Annotated in this window: 25 protein-coding genes; 11 read left to right on the top strand and 14 right to left on the bottom strand. The window is 61.8% G+C overall.

All coding sequences use genetic code 11. The features are described from left to right. Window positions 1–21: 21 nt before the first annotated feature. The 5 genes from Q7F16_RS27400 (at window position 22) to prpF (ending at window position 6,817) form a co-directional block, all read left to right on the top strand. Complete coding sequence (locus Q7F16_RS27400) at window positions 22–735, top strand: GntR family transcriptional regulator (RefSeq protein WP_041476053.1); 714 nt, start codon at window positions 22–24, stop codon at window positions 733–735. Next, window positions 732–1,622, top strand: coding sequence for a methylisocitrate lyase (gene prpB, locus Q7F16_RS27395; protein ID WP_046065801.1), 891 nt, complete (start codon window positions 732–734; stop codon window positions 1,620–1,622). Before Q7F16_RS27400 ends, prpB begins: the two co-directional genes overlap by 4 nt. 41 nt (window positions 1,623–1,663) lie before the next feature. After that, window positions 1,664–2,791, top strand: a complete 1,128-nt coding sequence (prpC, locus tag Q7F16_RS27390; RefSeq protein WP_014339418.1) for a bifunctional 2-methylcitrate synthase/citrate synthase — start codon at window positions 1,664–1,666, stop codon at window positions 2,789–2,791. A 198-nt stretch (window positions 2,792–2,989) separates the two neighbouring features. Beyond that, complete coding sequence (gene acnD, locus Q7F16_RS27385; protein ID WP_409557373.1) at window positions 2,990–5,581, top strand: Fe/S-dependent 2-methylisocitrate dehydratase AcnD; 2,592 nt, start codon at window positions 2,990–2,992, stop codon at window positions 5,579–5,581. A gap of 42 nt (window positions 5,582–5,623) precedes the next feature. Further along, a complete protein-coding gene (gene prpF, locus Q7F16_RS27380; RefSeq protein WP_186651358.1) occupies window positions 5,624–6,817 on the top strand; it encodes a 2-methylaconitate cis-trans isomerase PrpF in 1,194 nt (397 codons plus the stop codon). Between the two features lie 110 nt (window positions 6,818–6,927). Here the strand turns inward: prpF and Q7F16_RS27375 are convergent, their stop codons facing one another. From Q7F16_RS27375 to soxR, 10 genes are all read right to left on the bottom strand, one after another. Next, window positions 6,928–7,821: a metal ABC transporter solute-binding protein, Zn/Mn family gene (locus tag Q7F16_RS27375; RefSeq protein ID WP_409557374.1), complete on the bottom strand. Its 894-nt coding sequence runs from the start codon at window positions 7,819–7,821 to the stop codon at window positions 6,928–6,930. Then, window positions 7,822–8,721 carry a metal ABC transporter permease gene (locus tag Q7F16_RS27370; protein ID WP_014339414.1) on the bottom strand — a complete coding sequence of 300 codons (900 nt, stop codon included), beginning with the start codon at window positions 8,719–8,721 and terminating at the stop codon, window positions 7,822–7,824. It lies immediately after the preceding gene. Next, a complete protein-coding gene (locus Q7F16_RS27365; RefSeq protein WP_409557375.1) occupies window positions 8,721–9,473 on the bottom strand; it encodes a metal ABC transporter ATP-binding protein in 753 nt (250 codons plus the stop codon). The genes Q7F16_RS27370 and Q7F16_RS27365 overlap by 1 nt, the downstream gene beginning before the upstream one ends. After that, window positions 9,470–10,399 carry a metal ABC transporter substrate-binding protein gene (locus tag Q7F16_RS27360; protein ID WP_014339412.1) on the bottom strand — a complete coding sequence of 310 codons (930 nt, stop codon included), beginning with the start codon at window positions 10,397–10,399 and terminating at the stop codon, window positions 9,470–9,472. The genes Q7F16_RS27365 and Q7F16_RS27360 overlap by 4 nt, the downstream gene beginning before the upstream one ends. Before the next feature lie 35 nt (window positions 10,400–10,434). Then, complete coding sequence (locus Q7F16_RS27355) at window positions 10,435–11,010, bottom strand: DUF6162 family protein (RefSeq protein ID WP_046065806.1); 576 nt, start codon at window positions 11,008–11,010, stop codon at window positions 10,435–10,437. Continuing rightward, complete coding sequence (locus Q7F16_RS27350) at window positions 11,007–11,333, bottom strand: hypothetical protein (protein WP_409557376.1); 327 nt, start codon at window positions 11,331–11,333, stop codon at window positions 11,007–11,009. The genes Q7F16_RS27355 and Q7F16_RS27350 overlap by 4 nt, the downstream gene beginning before the upstream one ends. Beyond that, window positions 11,330–11,872: a thiamine pyrophosphate-binding protein gene (locus Q7F16_RS27345; RefSeq protein ID WP_409557377.1), complete on the bottom strand. Its 543-nt coding sequence runs from the start codon at window positions 11,870–11,872 to the stop codon at window positions 11,330–11,332. Before Q7F16_RS27345 ends, Q7F16_RS27350 begins: the two co-directional genes overlap by 4 nt. Then, entirely contained in the window at window positions 11,869–13,083 is a 1,215-nt protein-coding gene (locus Q7F16_RS27340) for a PepSY-associated TM helix domain-containing protein (protein ID WP_046065809.1), read from the bottom strand. Before Q7F16_RS27340 ends, Q7F16_RS27345 begins: the two co-directional genes overlap by 4 nt. 237 nt (window positions 13,084–13,320) lie before the next feature. Beyond that, window positions 13,321–13,782, bottom strand: coding sequence for a VOC family protein (locus tag Q7F16_RS27335; protein WP_046065810.1), 462 nt, complete (start codon window positions 13,780–13,782; stop codon window positions 13,321–13,323). Window positions 13,783–13,888: 106 nt separating this feature from the next. After that, the gene (gene soxR, locus Q7F16_RS27330; RefSeq protein WP_409557378.1) at window positions 13,889–14,341 is read right to left on the bottom strand and encodes a redox-sensitive transcriptional activator SoxR; all 453 of its coding nucleotides are present in this window, start codon (window positions 14,339–14,341) and stop codon (window positions 13,889–13,891) included. Between the two features lie 96 nt (window positions 14,342–14,437). Between soxR and Q7F16_RS27325 the strand changes: the two genes are divergently transcribed. The 5 genes from Q7F16_RS27325 (at window position 14,438) to Q7F16_RS27305 (ending at window position 19,084) form a co-directional block, all read left to right on the top strand. Then, on the top strand, window positions 14,438–14,803 hold the full coding sequence (locus Q7F16_RS27325; RefSeq protein ID WP_079301981.1) for an antibiotic biosynthesis monooxygenase: 366 nt from the start codon (window positions 14,438–14,440) through the stop codon (window positions 14,801–14,803). Between the two features lie 116 nt (window positions 14,804–14,919). Next, window positions 14,920–15,186, top strand: a complete 267-nt coding sequence (locus tag Q7F16_RS27320) for a hypothetical protein (protein ID WP_018600280.1) — start codon at window positions 14,920–14,922, stop codon at window positions 15,184–15,186. 103 nt (window positions 15,187–15,289) lie between these two features. Beyond that, a complete protein-coding gene (locus Q7F16_RS27315) occupies window positions 15,290–15,904 on the top strand; it encodes a LysE family translocator (RefSeq protein WP_014337373.1) in 615 nt (204 codons plus the stop codon). A 159-nt stretch (window positions 15,905–16,063) separates the two neighbouring features. Next, window positions 16,064–17,230, top strand: coding sequence for a cysteine desulfurase family protein (locus tag Q7F16_RS27310; RefSeq protein ID WP_409557379.1), 1,167 nt, complete (start codon window positions 16,064–16,066; stop codon window positions 17,228–17,230). Between the two features lie 45 nt (window positions 17,231–17,275). Then, window positions 17,276–19,084 (top strand): aminopeptidase P family protein, encoded by a 1,809-nt coding sequence (locus tag Q7F16_RS27305; RefSeq protein WP_409557380.1) that lies wholly within the window; start codon window positions 17,276–17,278, stop codon window positions 19,082–19,084. Between the two features lie 9 nt (window positions 19,085–19,093). Here the strand turns inward: Q7F16_RS27305 and Q7F16_RS27300 are convergent, their stop codons facing one another. Both Q7F16_RS27300 and Q7F16_RS27295 read right to left on the bottom strand, forming a co-directional pair. Then, window positions 19,094–19,684: a 2-hydroxychromene-2-carboxylate isomerase gene (locus Q7F16_RS27300; RefSeq protein WP_046065814.1), complete on the bottom strand. Its 591-nt coding sequence runs from the start codon at window positions 19,682–19,684 to the stop codon at window positions 19,094–19,096. Between the two features lie 34 nt (window positions 19,685–19,718). Beyond that, window positions 19,719–20,447 (bottom strand): SDR family oxidoreductase, encoded by a 729-nt coding sequence (locus Q7F16_RS27295; RefSeq protein ID WP_046065815.1) that lies wholly within the window; start codon window positions 20,445–20,447, stop codon window positions 19,719–19,721. Between the two features lie 89 nt (window positions 20,448–20,536). Between Q7F16_RS27295 and Q7F16_RS27290 the strand changes: the two genes are divergently transcribed. Then, window positions 20,537–21,106, top strand: coding sequence for a TetR/AcrR family transcriptional regulator (locus tag Q7F16_RS27290; RefSeq protein WP_046065816.1), 570 nt, complete (start codon window positions 20,537–20,539; stop codon window positions 21,104–21,106). 6 nt (window positions 21,107–21,112) lie between these two features. On the opposite strand, the gene Q7F16_RS27285 is transcribed toward Q7F16_RS27290, so the two are convergent. Next, window positions 21,113–21,394 (bottom strand): hypothetical protein, encoded by a 282-nt coding sequence (locus Q7F16_RS27285; RefSeq protein WP_014337379.1) that lies wholly within the window; start codon window positions 21,392–21,394, stop codon window positions 21,113–21,115. Window positions 21,395–21,562: 168 nt separating this feature from the next. Next, window positions 21,563–22,453, bottom strand: a complete 891-nt coding sequence (gene rhtA, locus Q7F16_RS27280) for a threonine/homoserine exporter RhtA (protein WP_046065817.1) — start codon at window positions 22,451–22,453, stop codon at window positions 21,563–21,565. Between the last annotated feature and the right edge of the window lie 474 nt (window positions 22,454–22,927).

The raw sequence follows: 22,927 nt of genomic DNA, 5'->3' as shown, positions 1-22,927 counted from the left end.
GATTTGCAAGGTGTCGACAATATGCTCGATCAGCTCGAAACCCCGGTGATGGCCCAGGACGATTCGGAGACCCTGTCCGAGAACGTTTTCCGACGTATCCAGGCCGCCATCGTCAAAGGCGAGATCGCCCCCGGCAGCAAGATCTCCGAGCCTGAGCTGGCGCGCACCTACGGTATCAGTCGCGGGCCGCTGCGCGAGGCGATTCACCGCCTGGAAGGCCAGCGCCTGCTGGTGCGGGTGCCTCACGTCGGTGCTCGGGTGGTGTCGCTGAGCCATGCCGAGCTGCTGGAACTCTACGAAATCCGTGAATCCCTCGAAGGCATGGCCTGTCGCCTGGCGGCCGAACGCATGAGCCTGGAAGAAATCGACGAACTGCGCCGGGTGCTGGAAACCCACGAGCGCGATGCGGCGTTCCAGGCCGGTGTCGGTTATTACCAGCAGGAAGGCGATTTCGACTTTCATTACCGGATCATCCAGGGCAGCGGCAACCGCACCCTGACGCAGATGCTCTGCGGCGAGCTGTACCAACTGGTGCGCATGTACCGCATCCAGTTTTCCACCACGCCCAACCGTCCGCGCCAGGCCTTTGCCGAGCACCACCGGATTCTAGACGCCATCGCCGACCGTGACGGCGAACTGGCTGAATTATTGATGCGCCGGCATATCGGTGCGTCCAAACGCAACATTGCGCGTCATTTCCAGGACAGCGCCGCCACTGAACGAGGTGAGTCATGAGTTCCAGCAAGAGCACGCCAGGCCAGCGTTTCCGCGATGCGGTCGCCAACGAGCATCCGCTGCAAGTGGTGGGCACGATCAACGCCAACCACGCGCTGCTGGCCAAACGCGCCGGTTTCAAGGCGATCTACCTGTCGGGCGGCGGTGTGGCGGCCGGCTCCCTCGGCGTGCCGGACCTGGGCATCACCGGCCTGGATGACGTGCTGACCGATGTGCGCCGTATCACCGACGTCTGCGACCTGCCGTTGCTGGTGGACGTGGACACCGGGTTCGGTTCCTCGGCGTTCAACGTGGCGCGTACGGTCAAGTCGATGATCAAGTTCGGCGCGGCGGCCATTCATATCGAAGACCAGGTCGGTGCCAAGCGTTGCGGCCATCGCCCGAACAAGGAAATCGTCTCGCAGCAAGAGATGGTCGACCGCATCAAGGCCGCCGTCGATGCCCGCACCGATGACAGCTTCGTGATCATGGCCCGTACCGATGCCCTGGCGGTGGAAGGCTTGGAGTCAGCCCTGGACCGCGCCGCTGCGTGCATCGAGGCCGGTGCCGACATGATTTTCCCCGAGGCCATCACCGAGCTTGAGATGTACAAGTTGTTCGCCAGCCGCGTGAAAGCGCCGATCCTGGCCAACATCACCGAATTCGGCGCGACCCCGCTGTACACCACCGAACAGCTGGCCGGTGCCGACGTGTCCCTGGTGCTGTACCCGTTGTCGGCCTTCCGGGCCATGAACAAGGCGGCCGAGAACGTCTACACCGCGATCCGTCGCGACGGCACACAACAGAATGTCATCGACACCATGCAGACCCGCATGGAGCTTTACGATCGCATCGACTACCACACCTTCGAGCAGAAGCTCGATGCGTTGTTCGCGGCGAAGAAGTAAGGCGCGACTCCCCTACAAATTCAAGAAAATGGAGACAGCAAATGGCCGAAGCAAAAGTACTCAGTGGCGCCGGGCTCCGCGGCCAGGTGGCCGGGCAAACCGCATTGTCCACCGTAGGCCAGTCGGGCGCTGGCCTGACCTATCGCGGCTACGACGTTCGCGACCTGGCGGCAGATGCGCAATTTGAAGAAGTGGCCTACCTGCTGCTGTACGGCGAGCTGCCGACCCAGGCACAGCTGGACGCCTACACCGGTAAACTGCGCCAGTTGCGGGACTTGCCCCAAGCTTTGAAAGAAGTGCTGGAGCGCATTCCCGCCGACGCCCACCCGATGGATGTGATGCGCACCGGCTGCTCGTTCCTGGGCAACCTGGAACCCGAGGAAGACTTTTCCGAGCAGCACGACAAGACCGACCGCCTGCTGGCCGCGTTCCCGGCCATCATGTGCTACTGGTATCGCTTCAGCCACCAAGGCCAGCGCATCGAGTGCGTGACCGACGAAGTCTCCATCGGCGGCCACTTCCTGCACCTGCTGCACGGCAAGAAGCCGAGCGAGCTGCACGTCAAGGTGATGAATGTTTCGCTGATCCTCTACGCCGAGCACGAATTCAACGCCTCGACCTTCACCGCCCGGGTCTGCGCCTCCACGCTGTCGGACCTGTTCTCTTGCATCACCGCCGCCATCGGCTCATTGCGCGGCCCGCTGCACGGCGGCGCCAACGAAGCGGCGATGGAAATGATCGAGCGCTTCAGCTCACCGCAGGAAGCCATCGAAGGCACCCTCGGCATGCTGGCGCGCAAGGACAAGATCATGGGCTTCGGTCACGCGATCTATAAGGACAACGACCCGCGCAACGAGGTGATCAAGGGCTGGTCGAAAAAACTCGCCGATGAAGTGGGCGACACGGTGCTGTTCCCGGTTTCCGAAGCCATCGACAAGACCATGTGGGAGCAGAAGAAACTGTTCCCCAACGCCGATTTCTACCATGCCTCGGCCTACCACTTCATGGGCATCCCGACCAAGCTGTTCACGCCGATCTTCGTCTGCTCGCGCCTGACCGGCTGGGCCGCCCACGTGTTCGAACAACGCGCCAACAACCGCATCATCCGACCGAGCGCCGAATACACCGGCGTCGAACAGCGCAAGTTCGTGCCAATCGAACAACGCTGAGCTGGAGGGTTCTAGCCGCAGGCACCGGATACCCCCGAAACCCTGTGGGAGCGAGCTTGCTCGCGATTGCGCACTGACATTCAACATTAATGTCGACTGATACACCGCTATCGCGAGCAAGCTCGCTCCCACAGTGGCCGGGGTCGCTTCAAGTCCGGCGCCAACCCTTCTGAAACCACCGTGACCCGAGTCCTGACGATGAACACAGAATTTCGCAAACCGCTGCCCGGCACTTCGCTGGATTATTTCGACGTTCGCGAGGCCGTGGATGCCATTCGCCCCGGCGCCTACGACGGCCTGCCGTACACCTCCCGCGTGCTGGCGGAGAACCTGGTACGTCGCTGCGACCCGGCCACGCTGGGCGCGTCGCTGCTGCAACTGATCGAGCGCAAGCGCGACCTGGACTTCCCGTGGTTCCCGGCGCGCGTGGTGTGCCATGACATCCTCGGCCAGACCGCGCTGGTGGACCTGGCCGGCCTGCGCGACGCCATCGCCTTGCAGGGCGGTGACCCGGCGCAGGTCAACCCGGTGGTGCCGACCCAACTGATCGTCGACCATTCCCTGGCGGTGGAAAGCGGTGGTTCCGATCCTCAGGCCTTCGCCAAGAACCGCGCCATCGAAGACCGGCGCAATGAAGACCGCTTCCACTTCATCAATTGGACCAAGAAGGCCTTCAAAAATGTCGACGTGATTCCGCCGGGCAACGGGATCATGCATCAGATCAACCTGGAAAAAATGTCCCCGGTGATCCAGCAGCGTGACGGCGTGGCGTTCCCCGACACTTGCGTGGGCACCGACAGCCACACGCCCCACGTCGATGCCCTGGGTGTGATCGCCATCGGCGTCGGTGGCCTGGAGGCCGAAAGCGTCATGCTCGGCCGCGCCTCGTGGATGCGCCTGCCGGAAATCATCGGCGTCGAGCTGACTGGCAAGCTGCAACCGGGCATCACCGCCACCGACATGGTGCTGGCACTGACCGAGTTCCTGCGCAAGCAAAAAGTCGTGGGGGCGTGGCTGGAGTTTTTCGGCGAAGGCGCCAGTGCCCTGACCTTGGGCGACCGCGCGACCATTTCCAACATGGCCCCGGAATACGGTGCCACGGCAGCGATGTTCTACATCGACCAGCAAACCATCGATTACCTGAAGCTCACCGGGCGCGAAGACGACCAGGTGCGACTGGTCGAGACCTACGCCAAGCAGGCCGGCCTGTGGGCCGACAAGCTCAAGGGCGCGCAATACGAGCGGGGCCTGACCTTCGACCTGTCGTCGGTGGTGCGCAACATGGCAGGCCCGAGCAACCCGCACGCCCGTGTCGCGGTGTCGGATCTGGCTGCCAAAGGTATTTCCGGGCAGTGGGACGATGTGCCGGGGCAAATGCCCGACGGTGCGGTGATCATCGCCGCCATCACCAGTTGCACCAACACCAGCAACCCCCGCAACGTGATCGCCGCCGGCCTGCTGGCGCGCAACGCCAACCGCCTGGGCCTGGTCCGCAAGCCGTGGGTCAAGTCGTCCCTGGCGCCGGGTTCGAAAACCGTGGCGCTGTACCTGGATGAAGCGGGCCTGACCAAAGAGCTGGAGCAACTGGGCTTCGGCGTGGTGGCGTTCGCCTGCACCACCTGCAACGGCATGTCCGGCGCGCTGGACCCGGTGATCCAACAGGAAATCATCGACCGCGACCTGTACGCCACCGCCGTGTTGTCGGGCAACCGCAACTTCGACGGGCGCATTCACCCGTACGCCAAGCAGGCATTCCTCGCCTCGCCACCGCTGGTGGTCGCTTATGCCATCGCCGGGACCATCCGCTTCGACATCGAGAAGGATGTACTGGGCATGGTGGACGGTCGGGAAATCCGTCTCAAGGATATCTGGCCGAGCGACGAAGAAATCGACGCGGTGGTCAAGGCCTCGGTGAAACCGGAGCAGTTCCGCCAGGTGTACATCCCGATGTTCGCCATCCAGGAAGACACCGGGCCGAAAGTGACGCCGCTGTACGACTGGCGCCCACAAAGCACCTACATCCGCCGTCCGCCGTATTGGGAAGGCGCGCTGGCCGGTGCGCGGCCGCTCAAGGGCATGCGCCCGCTGGCGGTGCTGCCGGACAACATCACCACCGATCACCTGTCGCCGTCCAACGCCATCATGCTGGACAGTGCCGCCGGCGAATACCTGGCGAAAATGGGCCTGCCGGAAGAGGACTTCAACTCCTACGCGACCCACCGCGGCGACCACCTGACCGCGCAACGCGCCACCTTCGCCAACCCGAAACTGTTCAACGAAATGGTCCAGGAAAACGGCAAGGTCAAGCAGGGCTCCCTGGCCCGGGTCGAGCCGGAAGACAAGGTCATGCGCATGTGGGAAGCCATCGAGACCTACATGGAGCGCAAGCAGCCGCTGATCATCATTGCCGGCGCCGACTACGGCCAGGGATCGTCGCGGGACTGGGCGGCCAAGGGCGTGCGCCTGGCCGGTGTCGAGGCGATCGCCGCCGAGGGTTTCGAGCGTATCCACCGCACCAACCTGGTGGGCATGGGCGTGTTGCCGCTGGAGTTCAAGCCCGGCACCGATCGCAAGACCCTGGGCATCGACGGCAGCGAAATCTATGACGTGATCGGCGAGCGCACCCCGCGGGCGACGCTGATTCTGGTCATCACTCGCAAGAACGGCGAGCGCGTCGAAGTGCCAGTGACCTGCCGCCTCGATACCGCTGAAGAAGTGTCGATCTATGAAGCCGGGGGCGTGCTGCAACGCTTTGCCCAGGACTTCCTTGAATCGGCGGTTGCCGTCTAAATCACAGCTGCGGACACCCGGCGTGTCCGCTTGAGGAGCATCATGGCTCACGCACCGCAAATCAAAATTCCCGCTACCTATATGCGTGGCGGCACCAGCAAAGGCGTGTTCTTCAGCCTGCAAGACCTGCCCGAAGCGGCCCGTGTCCCTGGCCCGACTCGGGATGCCTTGCTGCTGCGGGTGATCGGCAGCCCCGACCCATACGAGAAGCAGATCGACGGCATGGGCGGCGCGACGTCCAGCACCAGCAAGACAGTGATCCTGTCCAAGAGCACCCGGGCCGATCACGATGTCGATTACCTGTTCGGCCAGGTGTCCATCGACAAGCCGTTCGTGGACTGGAGTGGCAACTGCGGCAACCTGTCGGCGGCGGTCGGTTCATTCGCTATCAGCAGTGGCTTGGTGGTGCCTGGCCGTATCCCGCAAAACGGCGTGGCCGTGGTGCGGATCTGGCAGGCCAACATCGGCAAGACCATCATCGCCCATGTGCCGATCACCGACGGCGCGGTGCAGGAAACCGGGGACTTCGAACTCGACGGCGTAACCTTTCCGGCGGCCGAAGTGCAATTGGAATTCATGGACCCGGCGGCCGAGGAAGAGGGCGGTGGAGGTTCGATGTTTCCCACCGGCAATCTGGTGGACGACTTGGAAGTGCCCGGTGTGGGTACCTTCAAAGCGACGCTGATCAACGCTGGGATCCCGACGATTTTCATCAATGCCCGGGACGTCGGTTACACCGGCACCGAACTGCAGGGCGCCATCAACGGCGATCCCAAGGCGTTGGCCATGTTCGAAACCATCCGCGCCCACGGCGCCTTGCGCATGGGCTTGATCAAACACCTGGACGAAGCCGCCCAGCGCCAGCACACCCCGAAAGTGGCGTTCGTCGCGCCGCCGGCGGACTACGTTTCATCCAGCGGAAAAGCCGTGGCGGCCGGGGACGTTGACCTGTTGGTGCGGGCGCTGTCCATGGGCAAGCTGCACCACGCCATGATGGGCACTGCAGCGGTAGCCATCGGCACCGCCGCGGCGATTTCCGGCACCGTGGTCAATCTCGCGGCCGGCGGCATCGAGCGCAACGCCGTGCGTTTCGGCCACCCCTCCGGCACCCTGCGCGTCGGCGCCGAGGCCAGCCAGGTCAACGGCGAGTGGACCGTGAAAAAAGCCATCATGAGCCGTAGCGCGCGGGTGTTGATGGAAGGGGTTGTGCGGGTGCCAGGGGATATCCTGAACTGAGTTGAACCCTGTGGGAGCGGGCTTGCTCGCGAAAGCGGTGTGTCAGCCGACATCAATGTTGGATGTGCCGGCCTCATCGCGAGCAAGCTCGCCCCCACAAGGGATGGCCGTCAGCCTCCTGTCAGCGCTGTGACGACCAGCCCCACATTGCTTTCCAGCTCTGCCACCGGATCGGCGCCATCGGTGCTCAACACCAGCAATTGGCTACCTCCCTCTGTGATGGCTGCCTTCAGCGCATCCGAAGGCTGGCGATGATGCAGTACCAGCACCACATCATTGTCTTTCAACGTCGCGCTCAACTGCTTGAGGGTTTCGGCTGTCCATTCGGCGTCGGGCCGGGTATCGGTGCTGATTACGTCCAGGTTGAGCCCGCTGATCAGGTAGCCGAAATGCTCGCTCAGGCTGATCACGCTCAGGTTATCGGCACTGGCGAGGCGTTTTTCGCTGTCGGCGCTGAGTTTGAGCAAGCGCTGCTTGAGGGCCGCCAGGTTGGCATCGATCTTCGGTTTGTCCGCCGAGGCCAGGCGCACCAGGTCGGCGGCGATCACGTCGGCCATGCGTCCCAGGTTATGGCTGGCCATCCACGGCTGGCTCGCCAGGCCGTCGGCCATGCCCGGCTGCACGGCGATACCGGGCAGGGCACCGTCCACCGGGCGCGCGGCATCGACTTCGACGATGCGGATATTGCTGCGTCGCGCCATGGGGTACAGCGGATCGTCCGGCCATAGCGAGCGCAGCCCGATCACTCCGTCAGCATCGCTGGCCAGTTTGCTCAAGGCCGGCGCGCCACGGCCAGTGAAGTAGGCGCTCTGCCGGGTGCCGGGCAGATTGGCGGGCGCGGCCCGTTCCAGGCTGACGTCGGTGCCCTTGAGCAAGGCCTCGCCCAATCCGTAGGTGACCGGCAGCGATGCCAGCAGACGGACCTTTTCGCTGGCAAATGATGAGGTGACGGCCACGCCGCATAACGCCACGGCCAGGGTCAGTTGTCGCAATGAAAAAACCATTTATCCAAGATTCCCTTTGAGGCTGGGGACGACACCGCGGGCGATGGCGCTCAGGGCGAAGGCGATGCCCGCCACCAGGATGATCGCAGCGCCGGACGGGATCGGCAGGTCGAACACAATGGGCGCGAGAATCCCGCACAAGGTGCTGACGGTGGCGATCAGCACTGAACACCAGAAAAAGCCTTTCAATGATTGGCTGAGCAGGCGCGCCGCCGCAGCCGGGATCACCAGCAACGCACCCACCAGAATGGCGCCGATGACTTTCACCGCCGCCACCGTGATCAGCGTCACCAGCACCACGAACAAGTAGTCCAGCGTCTTGACCGCTACCCCGCGCACCGCCGCCAGTTGCGGGTTGAAGCTGGCGAGCATGATGCGGTTGTACAGCGGCAAGGCCAGGGCCATCACCAGCGAGCCGACCACCGCCAGCACCAGCAGGTCATTGCCATTGACCGTCAGCACCGAACCAAACAGTACGTTCTCCAGGATGTGCACGTTGATCTTGCCCGCCAGGATCAACAGCAGGCTGGCGCCCAGGGCCAGGGACACCGACAGGAAGACGCCGATCAGCGTGTCGGGCGCCAGGCCGGTGCGGTTGCGCAGGTAATTGAGCAGGATGCCGAACAACAGGCAGTAGCCAAACAGGCTGCCGTATGGCCCGGTGTAGGGTTCGCCGAGCAGGATGCCGATGGCCACGCCGGTCAGAGCCGCATGACCCACCGCCTCGGAGAAAAACGCGAAACGCTTGACCACCACCAGCGTGCCGAGACCGCCCAGCACCGGGCCGATCAACAACCCGGCCAGCAACGCATTGACCACGAACCCATAGGCCAGCGCTTCGGGCAGGTAACCGGCCGAAGCCCAGCCCTGGACCATCAGACGAAAGGCTTCGTAACTCATCAGGCAGCGCTCCCGTTGGTGCGTGGATGGGTGGAAAACAGCGTCAGCAGGCGTTCTGGAGTCAGGGTTTGGCGAGGCGGGCCGTCGAACAGCACCCGGCGGTTCAGGCCGGTGACACGGTCGGCCAGGCGCCCGACGGCTTCCAGGTCATGTTCGATCCACAGCACGGTGATCCCGGCCTGGCGCCAGTCCTGCAGCAACTGCTCGAACACCTGGATACCGGCCTCGTCCAGGGCCGACATCGGTTCATCCAGCACCAGCAATTGCGGCGCGGGAATCAACCCCTGGGCCAGCAACACCCGTTGGCGCTCGCCACCGGACAGTGCGCCCATGCGTCGCTTGCGCTTGTCCTGCATGCCGACCCGTTCCAGGGCCTGGCCAATGGCGCCAGCGTAGTGCTTGCTCAAGCCGAGAAAGGCCGGTCGCCGCTGACACATCGCCGCCATGAAATCGTCCACCGTCATGGGCAGGCCCCGGTCGAACTCCAGCGCCTGGGGCACGTAGCCGATCACACCGGGCTCGCCTGGCCATTGCAGGCTCAAGCGTCCCTGGTGCGGCATCTGCCCGAGCAACGTCTTGATCAGCGAACTCTTGCCGCCACCATTGGGGCCCACCAAGGCATGGATGCTGCCGGGCTCCACCTGGAATGCCACGCTGTCGAGAATGGTGGTGCGGCCCAGGTTCAGGCTGACGTCGGCGAACTCAATCAAGGGGCCAACGTGCTGCAGGGTAAGGGTTTCCTGGACGGTCATGCGCCAGACTCCTGGATGGCCCGGACCACGGTGTCGAGGTTGCCGGCCATTTCCTTTTCGTACTTCTCGGGGCTGTAGTCGCCGTAGGAAATGTGTGAGAGCGGGTACAGCTTCACGCCTGACTCACGCTGGATGGTGTCGACGTAGGTGGACGGGAAATCCATCTCCGAGAAGATCACCTTCACGTCCAGCTCGCGCAGTTGGTCGATGGTTTTCTTCAACTGGCTGGGGCTCGGTTCGATGCCGTGGGCCGGCTCGACCACGGCGGTCACTTCCAGGCCGAATTCGCGCAGCAGGTAGTCGTAGGCGGCATGCACCGTGGCGACCCGCAACTCGGCATTGGGGGCCTGGGTCAGCTTCGCCAGGGCGGCGGCGCGCATCTGCCGCAGGCGCTTGCCGTAGGCGCGGGCGTTCTGGGTGTAGGCCTTGGCATTGTCCGGGTCGAGCTTGCCCAATTCCCGGGCGATGTTATTGACCTGGGCAATGGAGGCGCTGATGGACAGGAAAGTGTGCGGGTTCACGACCTTGCCCGCGCCACGGGCCGCTGTGCCGGTGGCAGCCAGCAGGGGCACGTTTTCATTGGCCTCGATCACCTTCACGTTCGGGGTTTCGCTGGCGGCGATCATGCGGTCGGCGAAGTCGTCGTGGCCCACGCCGTTGAGCACGATCACGTCGAGGCCGCCGATGCGCTTGATGTCTTCGGCCCGTGGTTCATAGGCGTGGGGGTTGAAACCGGCCGGGATCAGCGGCACCACCTCGGCCTTGTCGCCGACGATGTTCGCCACATAGCTGTAATAAGGGTGCAGGGTGATGCCGATGCGCAGGCGCTTGGCTGTTTCGGCGTACGCCTGCGAGGTGAACAGGCAGGCCAGCAGGCCGATCAGCAGCAGGCGCAGCAAGGGGCGGCGTTGGGATGCAATAGGCATGGGCAAACGGTCTTCTCTCGAATGAAGGCGTGGGGTCAGTGCCGGTGCTGGCGGGTTACGCCGGCATCGAATTGCGCGACGATCTGTTGCCAGCCGGCGGCGGACAAAGCGGCGTCGTCCAGCGCGGTAGGTGTCGCGAGACCATTGCTGCGGTTGAGCCAGATGTCCGGCGCGGCGTCGGACGCTTCGCCGATGCGCATCAGAAACGAACCTGCGACGGAAGAATTGGCACTGGCGCCGAAGTAGGCCTGGTCCTGCAGCTGTTGCCAGGCGTGGCCGCCCCGGCTGACAGCGCTGGCGTCCTGGGCGAACGGCGCGAAGCCTTCTTCGGCCAGGGTTTGCGGGCCGGGCAGGGTGGGTTGGTCTTCGCGCAGCAAGCGGATTTCATCCAGGGTCACCCGCAGGTCGGCGTAGATGCCCTGCTCAGCGGCGCTGAGGTCGCGGCGGGCGTCGAGTTGGTTCGAGGCCAGGTGCGTGGTGTCTTCGGCTTTGCCATGCCAGGCCACCACAGACCCGGCGACCAGCACGATGACCAGGCACAGCAGCAACACATACAGGGTTTCATGGCCCGCGCCAGCGGGGCGGATGACTTGAGTCGTGGCGTTGGTCATGGGGCCTCGATGTCGGCTTGGTCGATTTCCACCACGTGGCCGGGGCCGGCGTCGAAGAGCACGTAGAACTCAGCGTCCGGCTTCTTGAAGGTCAGCTTCGAGTCGGCACCGAGCTTGCCCGGGACGAGGATGGTCTCGTCATAGCCGATTACGTCCAGGGTCACCCCGGGCGCGCCGCTGCCGTCGGAAAAACCGCCGGTGCATTGGATCTGCTCGGCGTCGATGGCCTTGCATTCGCACATCGGGTTGTGAGCCAGGGCGCTGGTGCTTGCACCGACGCAGAACAGCAACGCCAGGCCGTTGGATAAGGTGCGCAGGGTCATGGTTTGGATCCTTGGTTCTTCAGCCAGGCGACGGTGGCCGGGGAGGCCTGGCTCAGGGGAATGGAGGCCTGGTGCATCGAACCGTCCCAACCCTCGAGGGTTATCCACAGTTCGGCATCGGGCTGGGTCTTTGGCGGGACCGGCAACAAGGCGCCCATGCGATAGGGCGAGCCGAAGAAAATTACTCCCGCAGCCCGTAGGCTGCGGGGTTTGCCGATGCGCAGGTAGGTAGCCTTGACCTGGCCGATACAGCGTTCGCACAGAGCCGCGTTGAAATGTTTCATGGGGCCGGCAGGCCCTTGGACGCGTGGGGCTTCGTTGCGAAACTCCGCCAGGCGCAGGTTCCAGGGGCCGACCTGGACTTCGCCGACTTCCCGCTCGCCAAGCCCGGCATCACCGCGGAACAGTGCGGCTTCGGAGAAATATTTGGGCATGAACCCCAGGGGAATCAGCAGCAACAGCACGTTGAGGTGGAAGCGCCATTTATGCCAGAACAGACTCAGGCGTGACGGTGATGAGGCAGTATTGGACGGATTCACAGGCTGCCCTCCGACGATTCACGGTGGATGGACGGCTGCAATGTCGGTGCGATTCGGGCTTCACGGCTGGGTTTCTGGCTACGCTTGAAGGCATTGGCGGTGGCCAGGGCCGTGCGTTTGGTCCAGATCAGCAGCCCGCTGAGGACCATCATGCTCAGGACCAGACCGAAGAAAAACCAGATGAGCTTGATCCAGAGGCCGCCGAAGTCGCCGGTGTGCAAGGGACGCATGGATTCGGTGACGAACTCCAGCGTCGTGCGGTCGGACAGCAGCCGCGAGGCGGCCACGTCACCGTTGTAGGGATTGATGGTGGCGGTCTGGAACATCAGCGGATACCAACCACGGCCGCCGACCTCCAGATGGCTGTAGGCATTGCCGGGCAGGCTGATGAAGCTCGCTTCCAATCCCGGGATGCGTTGCTGGGCGATTTCAATGGCCCGGTCCAGGTTCAACTGTGGCGGTGCCAGGCCGTCGACTGACAACGGAACGTTTTCACGGGCCACCACCGGGATGACCGGTTCGCTGGAAATGGATATCTGGTTGTCCGATAGCAGGGCTTCGATCAGGAACCAGAGGCCGGTAACGGAAATCACGGCGATGAACCAGATCGACCAGATACCACTGAGTCGGTGGAAATCCCCCCAGAAAATTCGTGCGCCGTGGCGGATCCGCAGTGTCGGGCGGAAAAAGCCTTTCCAGAAACGCTTGTAGACCACCAGTCCGGTCACCAACGAGGCCAGCAACGGCAGCCCCAACAAGGACACCAGGTACCAGCCCCAGCTGTAGCCGTTGGTGAACGGCACCAGCCACCAGCCATGCAGGGCACGGGTAAACCCCCTGAAGTTGAACGTCGGCGCCGAGCCTTGGATGACGCCGCTGTAGGGGTTGACGTAGACCTTGTCGGGGCGTCCGTCGGGGTAGGTCACGTTGACCTCCAGCGCAAAATGCGACTCGTCCGGGCGGACAATGCTTTGCACCTGGGTTTGCGGTTGGGCCTGCTTGATCGTGGCGATCACCTGGTCATAGCTGAGCAGTTGGGCATCGTCCGAAGGCTTGCTGGCGCGCATTTCCGGGTTGACCAGCCAGACAATCTCCTGGCTGACCACCGCGAGGGTGCCAGTGACGCAAACGATGAGCACGAAAAACCAGATGGGCAATGCCAGCCAGCTATGGACCAGGAACCAGAGTTTGGAGCGGGACTTCTTCGACATGATTGAACGTCTTGATTCGATGAAAGGTTCGGTATTACGGGCTTCGCAATACCGTGAACCGCAAAAAAGCAGACCGTGGCTTTTGCCGACGCGGCCTACTGCATCTAATTAAGACGAACGAGCGATCGCAATCCTGAAGGGGAAGATGAAAGAAAATGTTTCGCGTTTAGTTTCGGTGTCTTTTGTGGCGAGGGAGCGAGGCTCCCTCGCCACAAGGGCAGGTAGCCTCTGGGCAATTCAGCCTTGCTGTTGGAACATCTCCCTGGCCCGTTGCTCGATCTGTTCCTGGTTCAGATCTTCCTTGTGCGTCGCCAGGAACCACAGATGCCCATAGGGATCTTTCAAGGTGCCGGTACGATCACCGTAAAACTGGTCCTTGACCTCGGAAATCACTGTGCCACCGGCAGCAATGGCCTGGGAAAAGGCGCTATCTACGTCCTCGACATATAAATGCAGGCCGACCGAAGGCGATTTGTCCGGGTTGCTCAGTGGGCCTTGGTCGCAAGGCGTGCCGAGCATGATCGGAAAACCGTTGATCCGCAGTTCGGCATGCCCGATGCCGCCGTCGGGCATGGCCAGGCGCATGACCTCGGTGGCATTGAAGGCTTTTTTGTAGAAGTCGATGGCTTCGGCAGCTTTTTGAATGCCCAGGTAGGGCGTGATGTTATGGAAACCTTCGGGAATGGCTTTGACGCCCATGACGGTTCTCCTTGTTGTTATGGGAGGCGAAGAGAGTCTTCGTCGGTTTTGCGCCCATCCACTATAGGTCAGCCGCCGTGGGCGGGCTCATGTCCCGACGAACGCTTCACGGCTGCTCCAACAGGTGAGCCCCTGGCCCGTGTTTGCCCAGCACATCGCTCTGATTGCGCAGCGGGCAAGCTTCCATCGACAGGCATCCGCAGCCGATACAGCCGTTGAGTCGATCGCGCAGCGTCACCAATTGGTTGATGCGCTCGTCCAGGTCCCGGCTCCACTGCGCCGACAAGGTCTGCCAGTCGGCGGCCGTTGGGGCACGGTTGTCCGGCAGGTTTTTCAACGCCTCGCCGATTTCCGCCAAGGGAATGCCCAGGCGCTGGGCAACCTTGATCAGCGCCACGCGGCGCAATACTGCCCGTGAGTAGCGACGTTGGTTGCCCTGGTTGCGCGTGCTTTTGATCAGCCCCTTGGATTCATAGAAGTGCAGGGCCGTGACTGCCACGCCGCTGCGGGTGGCCACTTGGCCGACGGTGAGTTCCTTGTGGACATCGATCTGTGTCATCGCTTCAATTCACTGCTTGACCTCAAGTTAACTTGAGGTTTTACCCTGCACGCGTTCGGATCGCAAGATCCGCCTTACGTGCAGAGGGGACCGTTCATGCAATCACCAAGGAACAATCGCAGTTTCACCCAGTTGATGGAATTCGATATCGAACCGCAATGGCAGCAGGCGCTGGTAACCGCCTTGTCGGAACAGACCGAGCGCCTGGCTCGGGACCACCAGGGGTTCCTGAGTGCCAGTATCCAGGCCAGCGAGGATGGTCGGCGGGTGCTCAACTATTTGCAGTGGCAAACCCGCGAGGCAGGCGAGGCGGCGCTTCAAGGCTTCGAAAGTGGCGAGCAGGATTTCTGGCGGCTGATTCAGGCGCATCGAGCCAAAGCCGTGACGTTCGGCTCCTTCCAAGTGCTGCGCAACATCGAGCGCAGCCTGGACAACGCGCTGCATTGCCAGTTGGTCGGCTGAATGCAGCGGCTGATCCGCAAAGGCAATAGCCACTATCGAGAGGGTTGATTTCTGCCGCACAGGGCTGGCGGGTAGCCTTTGTTCATCGCCCCACTCCAGAACACCGGATACTTGCCATGAACCGTACCTTTGCTGTTTTGCTGCTGTTGACCGCCACCCTCCTGGGCGGTTGCGCCAGTTCTTCCCCGGAGCTGCGCCCCTACACCGCCGACGAGACCCGCGAACTGGCCCTTGAAGCCTTGAATCGCCGTGGCCTTTCGTTCGATGAGTACCACGCGAAAAAAGCCGAGCTGCTCGGCTCGTCGCAGAAAAACGTGGGTTTCGACGATCAGGGCCAAATGAGTGCTGAACGAGTCGTGCAGCAGCCAGGCCGGTCAAGCTGAGGGACTGTACCGCTTAAAGTTTTGCCCAACTGTCCGTGGGTTTGCGCCAAGGCGTGGGGTAGGGTCATGGCTTGATTGACCTGCCCTGATGGACTGACCTGACATGACCCTTTCGCTTGACCTGCTGCTGGGCTTCGCCCTGTTTGCCCTGGTGACCTCGATCACGCCTGGCCCTAACAACACCATGTTGTTGGCCTCGGGTGTCAACTTCGGTTTCAACCGCACCATTCCTCACATGCTGGGTATTACCTGCGGCTTCTTTTCCCTGGTGCTGGCGGTGGGCCTTGGCCTCGGCGCGGTGTTCCAGACTTATCCACTGCTCTATACCGCACTGCGCTACATCGGCGCGGCGTACCTGTTGTATCTGGCGTGGAAAATAGCCCACTCCGGCCCGGTTTCGGAAAGCCAGCCGGGGGACAATACGCCGATCAGCTACTGGGGCGCCGCGGCGTTCCAATGGGTCAATCCCAAGGCCTGGATCATGGCCATCGGTGCCATCAGTACGTACACGCCACTCCAGGGTTATTTCTTCAACGTGTTGGTAATTGCGGCGGTGTTTGCCCTGATCAACCTGCCAAGCGTGAGCCTGTGGGTGGTGTGCGGCAGCCTGCTGCGCAACCTGTTGCGTGATCGTCGCTGGTTGCGCCTGTTCAACTGGGGTATGGCACTGCTGTTGGTCGCTTCGCTGTATCCGTTGTTGCTCGAAAGCATCAGTTGAGGGCTGAGCTTCGACGCGATGCCTGCTAAGCTCGCTGTTCAGGAGCGTTCCTACGCACTTTTAAACGAAGTCCGACTTCTTTAAGGTCTTTGATCAGGTATTGCTAGTCTCGAACCCAACGAGGGCGCCTGATCCCGGAGCAGGCTCTGCGAGTTTCCTATGAATAAACGTCCTTTGTATTTCGACTACGCCGCCACCACCCCGGTGGATGAGCGGGTCATCCGGGTCATGGTCGAGTGTCTGGGCTTTGACGGCAACTTTGGCAACCCGGCTTCCAGTTCCCATGCCTTCGGCCAGGAGGCCCGGTGCTCGGTGGAGCGCGCCCGCCAGCAGGTGGCGCAATTGGTCGGGGCTCAGCCCGAACAGATCGTCTGGACGTCCGGCGCCACCGAATCCAATAACCTGGCCCTCAAAGGGGTGGCCCAGGCGCGCGGTGGTTCCGTCGGCCATGTCATCACCAGTCTGATCGAACACAAGGCGATTCTCGATACGGCGCGCCAGCTTGAAGAGAGCGGCGTTGCGGTGACCTGGCTGGCGCCGGACGCCGAGGGCCTGATCAGTCCGCAAGCGGTTCGCGAGGCGTTGCGTGAAGACACGTTCCTGGTGTCGCTGATGCTGGTGAATAATGAGTTGGGCACCGTCAACGACGTCATCGCCATCGGCGAGATCGTTCGCGAGCATCATGCGCTGTTTCATGTGGACGCAGCCCAGGGCGCCGGCAAGGTGCAGATCGACCTGTCTCGTTGGCCGGTGGACCTGATGTCTTTTTCCGCGCATAAGATCTACGGCCCCAAGGGTATCGGTGCGCTCTACGTCGGCGACCGTGCTCGGCCACGGCTGTCGGCGCAGATTCACGGCGGTGGGCATGAAGGCGGTTTGCGCTCCGGGACCCTGGCGACCCACCAGATCGCAGCCATGGGCGCCGCATTCGAACTTGCGGCCGAGGCATTCGACGAAGAACTCGCTAAAATCGCCCGGTTGCGCAATCGTTTGCTTGAGCCGCTGCTGGCCTTGCCCGGCGTGTGTATAAACGGCAGTGCGAGCCGCCGGATTCCCCATACGCTGAGCCTGACCTTCAACGAAGGTGAGTTCAACCCGGTAGCATTAGGCGCATCGATTGCATTTTCCGCGACCTCGGCCTGCAATTCGGCGCACAACACCCCGTCCCACGTGCTGCTGGCCCTGGGGCACGATGCGCGTGCGGCCGGGCGGACCATTCGCTTGAGCCTGGGCCGCTTTACCACTGAACAGGATATCGACGAGGCGGTGCGGTTGATCCAGGCGGCGTGCGCGACTGCGCCGGCGTTCTGGGCCACGACCCCATAAGCCGTCTTCGGCATCGAACAACAATATCAATGAGCAGGAGAAACAATGAGCACCGAGCCTTTGCCCCATGGACTGGTTCCCCAGCGCCTGGCCAAAATCCGCCAACTGATGAGCCGAGAGGGCATTCATGCGCTGCTGGTGCCATCGGCCGACCCGCATCTGTCCGAATATTTGCCGGGCTATTGGCAGGGGCGGCAATGGCTGTCGGGGTTTCATGGCTCGGTGGGTACCTTGATCGTGACCGGCAGTTTCGCTGGCGTCTGGGCCGATAGCCGTTATTGGGAGCAGGCCACCAAGGAGCTGGAGGGCAGTGGTATCGAGCTGGTCAAGCTCATTCCCGGCCAGCCTGGGCCCTTGGACTGGCTGGCGGAACAAACGCCTGAGGGTGGGGTGGTTGCGGTCGACGGTGCGGTCATGGCCGTGGCATCGGCCCGCACCCTGGGTGGCAAGCTTGCGGAACGCGGCGCGCGGTTGCGTACCGACATTGATCTGCTCCAGGAGGCCTGGAGCGATCGCCCTAGCTTGCCGGATCAGCCGGTCTATGCCCATTTGCCTCCCCAGGCGACCGTCAGCCGGGTCGAGAAACTCGCCAAGTTGCGCGAATCCCTCCAAGAGCGTGGTGCCGACTGGCATTTCATCGCCACGCTGGATGACATCGCCTGGTTGTTCAACCTGCGCGGCGCGGATGTGTCGTTCAACCCCGTGTTCGTCTCCTTCGCCTTGATCAGCCAGCAACAGGCAACGCTGTTCGTGGCCCTGGACAAGGTTGACGCAGCGCTGCGTGCCGTTCTTGAACAGGACGGCGTGACCCTGCGCGATTACAGCGAAGCCGCCGCCGCGTTGCGTGAAGTGCCGGACGGCGCGAGTTTGCAGATCGATCCGGCGCGGGTGACGGTCGGCTTGCTGGATAACCTGGGCAGCGGCGTGAAGCTGGTCGAAGGTCTGAATCCAACGACGCTGGCCAAGTCCCGCAAAAGCCTGGCCGACGCCGAGCACATCCGCCGGGCCATGGAGCAGGACGGCGCGGCGCTCTGTGAGTTCTTCGCCTGGCTGGAAGGGGCCTGGGGTCGCGAGCGCATCACCGAGTTGACCATCGACGAGCACCTGACCGCCGCCCGCACGCGCCGGCCGGACTTCGTCTCCCTGAGTTTCAACACCATCGCCGCCTTTAACGCCAACGGCGCGATGCCTCATTACCACGCCACGGAAGAAGCCCATGCGGTCATCGAAGGTGATGGCCTGTTGCTGATCGATTCCGGCGGCCAGTACTTGGGGGGCACCACCGACATCACTCGCATGGTGCCGGTCGGCACACCCACCGCTGAGCAGAAACGTGATTGCACGCGCGTACTCAAGGGCGTGATTGCCCTGTCCCGGGCCAAATTCCCGCGGGGCATTCTTTCGCCGTTGCTGGATGCTATCGCTCGTGCACCGATCTGGGCGGAGCAGGTGGATTACGGCCACGGCACCGGCCATGGCGTCGGCTATTTCCTCAATGTCCACGAAGGCCCGCAGGTGATTGCCTATCAAGCTGCTACCGCGCCGCAAACGGCGATGCAGGCTGGCATGATCACCTCCATCGAACCGGGCACTTATCGTCCCGGTCGCTGGGGTGTGCGCATCGAGAACCTGGTGTTGAATCGTGAAGCCGGAAGCAGCGAGTTCGGCGAGTTCCTTGAGTTCGAAACCCTGACCCTGTGCCCGATCGACACCCGCTGCCTGGAACCTTCGCTGCTGACCCAGGACGAAAAAGATTGGTTCAACGCCTACCACGCCGAGGTTCAGCGTCGCTTGAGCCCGTTGTTGGATGGTGACGCATTGCAATGGCTCAACACGCGAACGATGGCAATTTGAAGTAGAGGATCAGGCGAGGGCTTCACGGACGAAGTCCAACCGATCCTGGCCGAAGAACAACTCGTTGCCGACAAACATGCTCGGGGCGCCGAACACGCCCCGTGCGATGGCCTCTTCGGTGGCGGTCTTGAGTGCTTGCTTGACCTGCTCGTCGTTCGTCAGGGTCAGTACGTAGTCGGCGTCGAAACCGCCCTCATTCAGGACTGCTGCGACAGTCGTCGGGTCATTGAGGTTGCGGCCATCCACCCAAAAGGCGCGGAACAGGCAATCGACGAAGGCCTCGAAGCGTTCGGGATGGCGCAGTTGCATGCCGGTCACCGCGCGCATCAGTTGCAGTGTATTGATGGGGAAGTGTGGATTGAACTGGAACGCAACGCCGTAGCGCTTGGCGAAGCGATTCAGATCCTTGAACAGGTAAGGGTTCTTGGCCGGCACTGTCGCCGGTGATGCATTGCCGGTTGCCTTGAAGACGCCGCCCAATAACATAGGGCGATAGATCAACTGGCTGTTGGTCTGCGCGCACAGCGTCGGCAACTGGGTGTAGGCCAGGTACGTGGTCGGGCTGCCGAAATCGAAGTAAAACTCCACCGATTTGCTCATGGGATATGCTCTCTTGTTGTTGTGAGGGGAGGGTTTACCAGCGCTCGCTCCAGGGCCGCAGGTCCAGCTCGAAGGTCCAGGCGTCTCGGGGTTGGCTGTGCAGATACCAATAATTGTCGGCGATGTGTTCAGGGTTCAGGATGCCGTCCTGATCCTTGGTGGCATATTTCTCTGGGAAATTATCGCGGATGAAGTCGGTGTCGATGGCACCGTCCACCACTACATGGGCCACATGAATATTCATTGGTCCCAGTTCGCGGGCCATGCTCTGGGCCAGTGCGCGGATGCCATGTTTGGCGCCTGCGAATGCGGCGAACCCCGAAGCACCGCGCAATCCCGCCGTTGCCCCGGTAAACAGGATCGTCCCGCGCTGGCGCTTGACCATGCGCTTGGCCACTTCCCGCGCATTGAGAAAACCTGAGAAGCAGGCCATTTCCCAGATCTTGAAATACTTGCGTGCGGTTTCTTCGAGGATGCTGCAGGGGACGTTGGCGCCGATGTTGAACACAAAGGCTTCGATTGGGCCGATCTGGTTCTCGATTTGCTCGATGAGTGCGATGACGTCGTCTTCTTTGCGTGCATCGCAGGCAAACCCGTGGGCTTCGCCGCCTTGGGCGCGGATTCCAGCCACCAGAGGCTCGAGTTTGTCGGCGCTGCGGCGGGTAACGCAGGCAACAAAACCTTCCTGCGCAAAGCGTTTGGCAATTGCTCCGCCGGTGGAATCGCCCGCGCCAACAACCAGTACGACCTTCTTGTTATTCATGGTCAGCCTCATTGGTAAACGATCGTTAACTAAACGGACGTTATGCTAAGATCCGGCAAGCGTCAAGGTGAGCGATCAGGGGCAGGACCATGCGATATTCAGCCAATCACAAAATGGAAACCCGCGAGAAACTCCTCGCCAGCAGTGCCGTCTCTGCCAAGAAATCGGGTTTTTCCACGGTCGGTGTCGACGGCCTGATGAAAGCGATCGGGTTGAGCGGCGGTGCGTTCTATAGCCACTTTTCCTCCAAGGATGAGCTTTTCAAGGCCATTGTTGAGCGGGAGTTGGCCCACAGCCTGGATCGCCTGAGTGGCGATGGGGCCATGGACTCAATGAAGCTGGAGCGCTGCCTCAAGCAGTACTTGAGCATGGGCCACGTCGAGCAGCCCGAAGCAGGGTGTGCGTTGCCGGTGCTGGGCGCCGAGATCGCGCGATCGGATGTTCAGGTGAGGGAGGCGGCGCAAACATGGATTTGTCGTTTGCACGAGAGTTGGGCGCGGATATTGGGAAGTGACAGCCTGGCCTGGGCCATCCTGTCTCAATGCGTGGGAGCGTTGGTTGTTGCGCGGATGCTGGTCACGCCGCAGGTCCAGCGTGACGTCCTCAAGTCCAGTCATGAGGAAATCCGTCGTCGAATGGCCGAACAAGGGCTCGACTGACGTGGCCTATTTACAGATGACGATCATGCTGCGGCTGGTATAGCCGGCGGGATTGAGCCCGAAGGGATAATCCCCGGGTTCTTCGACGGCGTCGCCGGACTTGGCAATGACCTTGTAACCCTTGGGCGCGCATGAGTTGGCGGCACTGGCGGCGCATTGATCCCAGGATGAAGACAGGCCGGAGCAATTGATGTGCAGGCCTTTTTTACCGCGCTTGACTTCAGTTTTCGATGTTGCCGCACAGCCCGCTACTGCAAGTACGGCGATCAGTATCAAAATTCGTTTCATTCCCGTCCTTATGATCGTCGTGGATCTTGTGTCCACGTACGATCGTGTTCGCTCTTGCTTGAAGCGTTCATGACGTCCTGTATGAAAAAATCCATGTCTGACATTAGGTTACTGGCCTAAACATGGCCTAAATGCGCGGCAAATACCAGACCTTCGTTAAATCCTGCTTCAATCTGCCGCGACGGCAGGCTTCGCGGTGTTGGCCATGGTCAGCGTTGCGCCGACCGACGCGAGGATGATGCAGGTGATGGCTAACCATTGGGCCAGGGACAAGTACTCCTGGAGAAAGACAAGCCCCGAAAGGGCCGCGACTGCCGGTTCGATGCTCATCAGGGTGCCGAAAGTGCGGGCTGGCATTCGTGTCAGGGAGATCATTTCCAGGGTGTAGGGCAGGGCCGTAGACAGGACGGCGACGCCGATGGCGATTGGGATCAGGCTCGGTGTGAGCAGTGCGGCGCCCGCGTGGACGATGCCAATCGGTGCAACGAACAGGGCAGCGATCATTACCCCCAATGCGGCGGTTTGTACGCCATTGTCTGCACCGGCTTTCTGGCCAAACAGGATATACAACGCCCAGCAAACCCCTGCGCCCAGTGCGTAGCCGGCTCCAACCAGATCGATACCGGAACTGGTCGCGCCGGTCGGTATGAGCAGCAGCAGGCCAACCACTGCCAGGGCAATCCAGAGAAAGTCGATTGCCCGGCGCGAGGCGTAAATGGCGACTGCCAGAGGTCCGGTAAACTCCAGCGCCACGGCAATACCCAGTGGAACGGTACGAACCGACATATAGAAGAGAAAGTTCATGCCGCCCAATGCCATCCCGTAAACGATCACGGTGCGCAGGGATTGGGCGGTGAGTTTGGCGCGCCAGGGGCGTAGCATCAACAGCATAATAAGGCTGGCAAAAATGAGTCGCAGCGTCGTAGTGCCTTGGGCGCCCACTACCGGGAACATGCTTTTGGCGAGGGAGGCCCCCGCCTGAATGGAAGCCATGGCTATTAATAGCAGGGCAACCGGGTACAAGGTGGAGGCCAGGCTGCGATGTGGAGGGGGTGTCATTACGAAGTGTCGTCCAGAATAAAGGCGGGGGAGGCTGCGTTGAGCAGTATATTGCGCATGTGCGACGATTCCGTCTATATACCGGGCAGATTTAAGTGTCGTGTCGGGCTCAAGATAGAAAAATCAAATTAAGGGTTGACGGCAGATTCTGGAAGTCTATAATTCGCCCCACTTCCGGCGCAGTCGAAACGGAAAACTCCTTGAGGTTCAATGAGTTAAGTAAGTTTCGAGGGTGTTGGGCTTCAGGTCATCGAAGCCCGGAAGGAGCAGGTAGAGCGGTGTTGTTTGGCTCTATCGGCGGTTCGATCTTCTCGGTCGAAAGCGGTGAAAAAGAGGTGTTGACAGCAGCGAGTAACGCTGTAGAATTCGCCTCCCGCTAACGAGAGATCGGAAGCGCAAGTGGTTGAAGTTGTTGATGTTTCCGAAGCGAAACTTTGAAAACTTCTGAAAATAACCGCTTGACAGATACACGGG

Source organism: Pseudomonas sp. Lb2C2 (genome assembly GCF_052112205.1).
GTDB classification, from domain to species: domain Bacteria; phylum Pseudomonadota; class Gammaproteobacteria; order Pseudomonadales; family Pseudomonadaceae; genus Aquipseudomonas; species Aquipseudomonas kilonensis.
The sequence above is the reverse complement of the archived record's forward strand: the minus strand, read 5'-3'. Positions and strand labels throughout refer to the sequence as shown.

What these genes read in the sequence shown, in the direction of transcription:
- Q7F16_RS27315 (WP_014337373.1), top strand. Translation starts at nt 15,290, where the DNA reads ATGACCCTTTCGCTTGACCTGCTGCTGGGCTTCGCCCTGTTTGCCCTG.
- prpB (WP_046065801.1), top strand. Translation starts at nt 732, where the DNA reads ATGAGTTCCAGCAAGAGCACGCCAGGCCAGCGTTTCCGCGATGCGGTC.
- rhtA (WP_046065817.1), bottom strand. Translation starts at nt 22,453, where the DNA reads ATGACACCCCCTCCACATCGCAGCCTGGCCTCCACCTTGTACCCGGTT.
- prpF (WP_186651358.1), top strand. Translation starts at nt 5,624, where the DNA reads ATGGCTCACGCACCGCAAATCAAAATTCCCGCTACCTATATGCGTGGC.
- Q7F16_RS27355 (WP_046065806.1), bottom strand. Translation starts at nt 11,010, where the DNA reads ATGACCAACGCCACGACTCAAGTCATCCGCCCCGCTGGCGCGGGCCAT.
- Q7F16_RS27320 (WP_018600280.1), top strand. Translation starts at nt 14,920, where the DNA reads ATGAACCGTACCTTTGCTGTTTTGCTGCTGTTGACCGCCACCCTCCTG.
- Q7F16_RS27370 (WP_014339414.1), bottom strand. Translation starts at nt 8,721, where the DNA reads ATGAGTTACGAAGCCTTTCGTCTGATGGTCCAGGGCTGGGCTTCGGCC.
- Q7F16_RS27310 (WP_409557379.1), top strand. Translation starts at nt 16,064, where the DNA reads ATGAATAAACGTCCTTTGTATTTCGACTACGCCGCCACCACCCCGGTG.
- Q7F16_RS27325 (WP_079301981.1), top strand. Translation starts at nt 14,438, where the DNA reads ATGCAATCACCAAGGAACAATCGCAGTTTCACCCAGTTGATGGAATTC.
- Q7F16_RS27340 (WP_046065809.1), bottom strand. Translation starts at nt 13,083, where the DNA reads ATGTCGAAGAAGTCCCGCTCCAAACTCTGGTTCCTGGTCCATAGCTGG.
- Q7F16_RS27305 (WP_409557380.1), top strand. Translation starts at nt 17,276, where the DNA reads ATGAGCACCGAGCCTTTGCCCCATGGACTGGTTCCCCAGCGCCTGGCC.
- acnD (WP_409557373.1), top strand. Translation starts at nt 2,990, where the DNA reads ATGAACACAGAATTTCGCAAACCGCTGCCCGGCACTTCGCTGGATTAT.
- Q7F16_RS27375 (WP_409557374.1), bottom strand. Translation starts at nt 7,821, where the DNA reads ATGGTTTTTTCATTGCGACAACTGACCCTGGCCGTGGCGTTATGCGGC.
- Q7F16_RS27400 (WP_041476053.1), top strand. Translation starts at nt 22, where the DNA reads ATGCTCGATCAGCTCGAAACCCCGGTGATGGCCCAGGACGATTCGGAG.
- soxR (WP_409557378.1), bottom strand. Translation starts at nt 14,341, where the DNA reads ATGACACAGATCGATGTCCACAAGGAACTCACCGTCGGCCAAGTGGCC.
- Q7F16_RS27360 (WP_014339412.1), bottom strand. Translation starts at nt 10,399, where the DNA reads ATGCCTATTGCATCCCAACGCCGCCCCTTGCTGCGCCTGCTGCTGATC.
- Q7F16_RS27285 (WP_014337379.1), bottom strand. Translation starts at nt 21,394, where the DNA reads ATGAAACGAATTTTGATACTGATCGCCGTACTTGCAGTAGCGGGCTGT.
- Q7F16_RS27365 (WP_409557375.1), bottom strand. Translation starts at nt 9,473, where the DNA reads ATGACCGTCCAGGAAACCCTTACCCTGCAGCACGTTGGCCCCTTGATT.
- Q7F16_RS27335 (WP_046065810.1), bottom strand. Translation starts at nt 13,782, where the DNA reads ATGGGCGTCAAAGCCATTCCCGAAGGTTTCCATAACATCACGCCCTAC.
- Q7F16_RS27295 (WP_046065815.1), bottom strand. Translation starts at nt 20,447, where the DNA reads ATGAATAACAAGAAGGTCGTACTGGTTGTTGGCGCGGGCGATTCCACC.
- Q7F16_RS27350 (WP_409557376.1), bottom strand. Translation starts at nt 11,333, where the DNA reads ATGACCCTGCGCACCTTATCCAACGGCCTGGCGTTGCTGTTCTGCGTC.
- prpC (WP_014339418.1), top strand. Translation starts at nt 1,664, where the DNA reads ATGGCCGAAGCAAAAGTACTCAGTGGCGCCGGGCTCCGCGGCCAGGTG.
- Q7F16_RS27300 (WP_046065814.1), bottom strand. Translation starts at nt 19,684, where the DNA reads ATGAGCAAATCGGTGGAGTTTTACTTCGATTTCGGCAGCCCGACCACG.
- Q7F16_RS27290 (WP_046065816.1), top strand. Translation starts at nt 20,537, where the DNA reads ATGCGATATTCAGCCAATCACAAAATGGAAACCCGCGAGAAACTCCTC.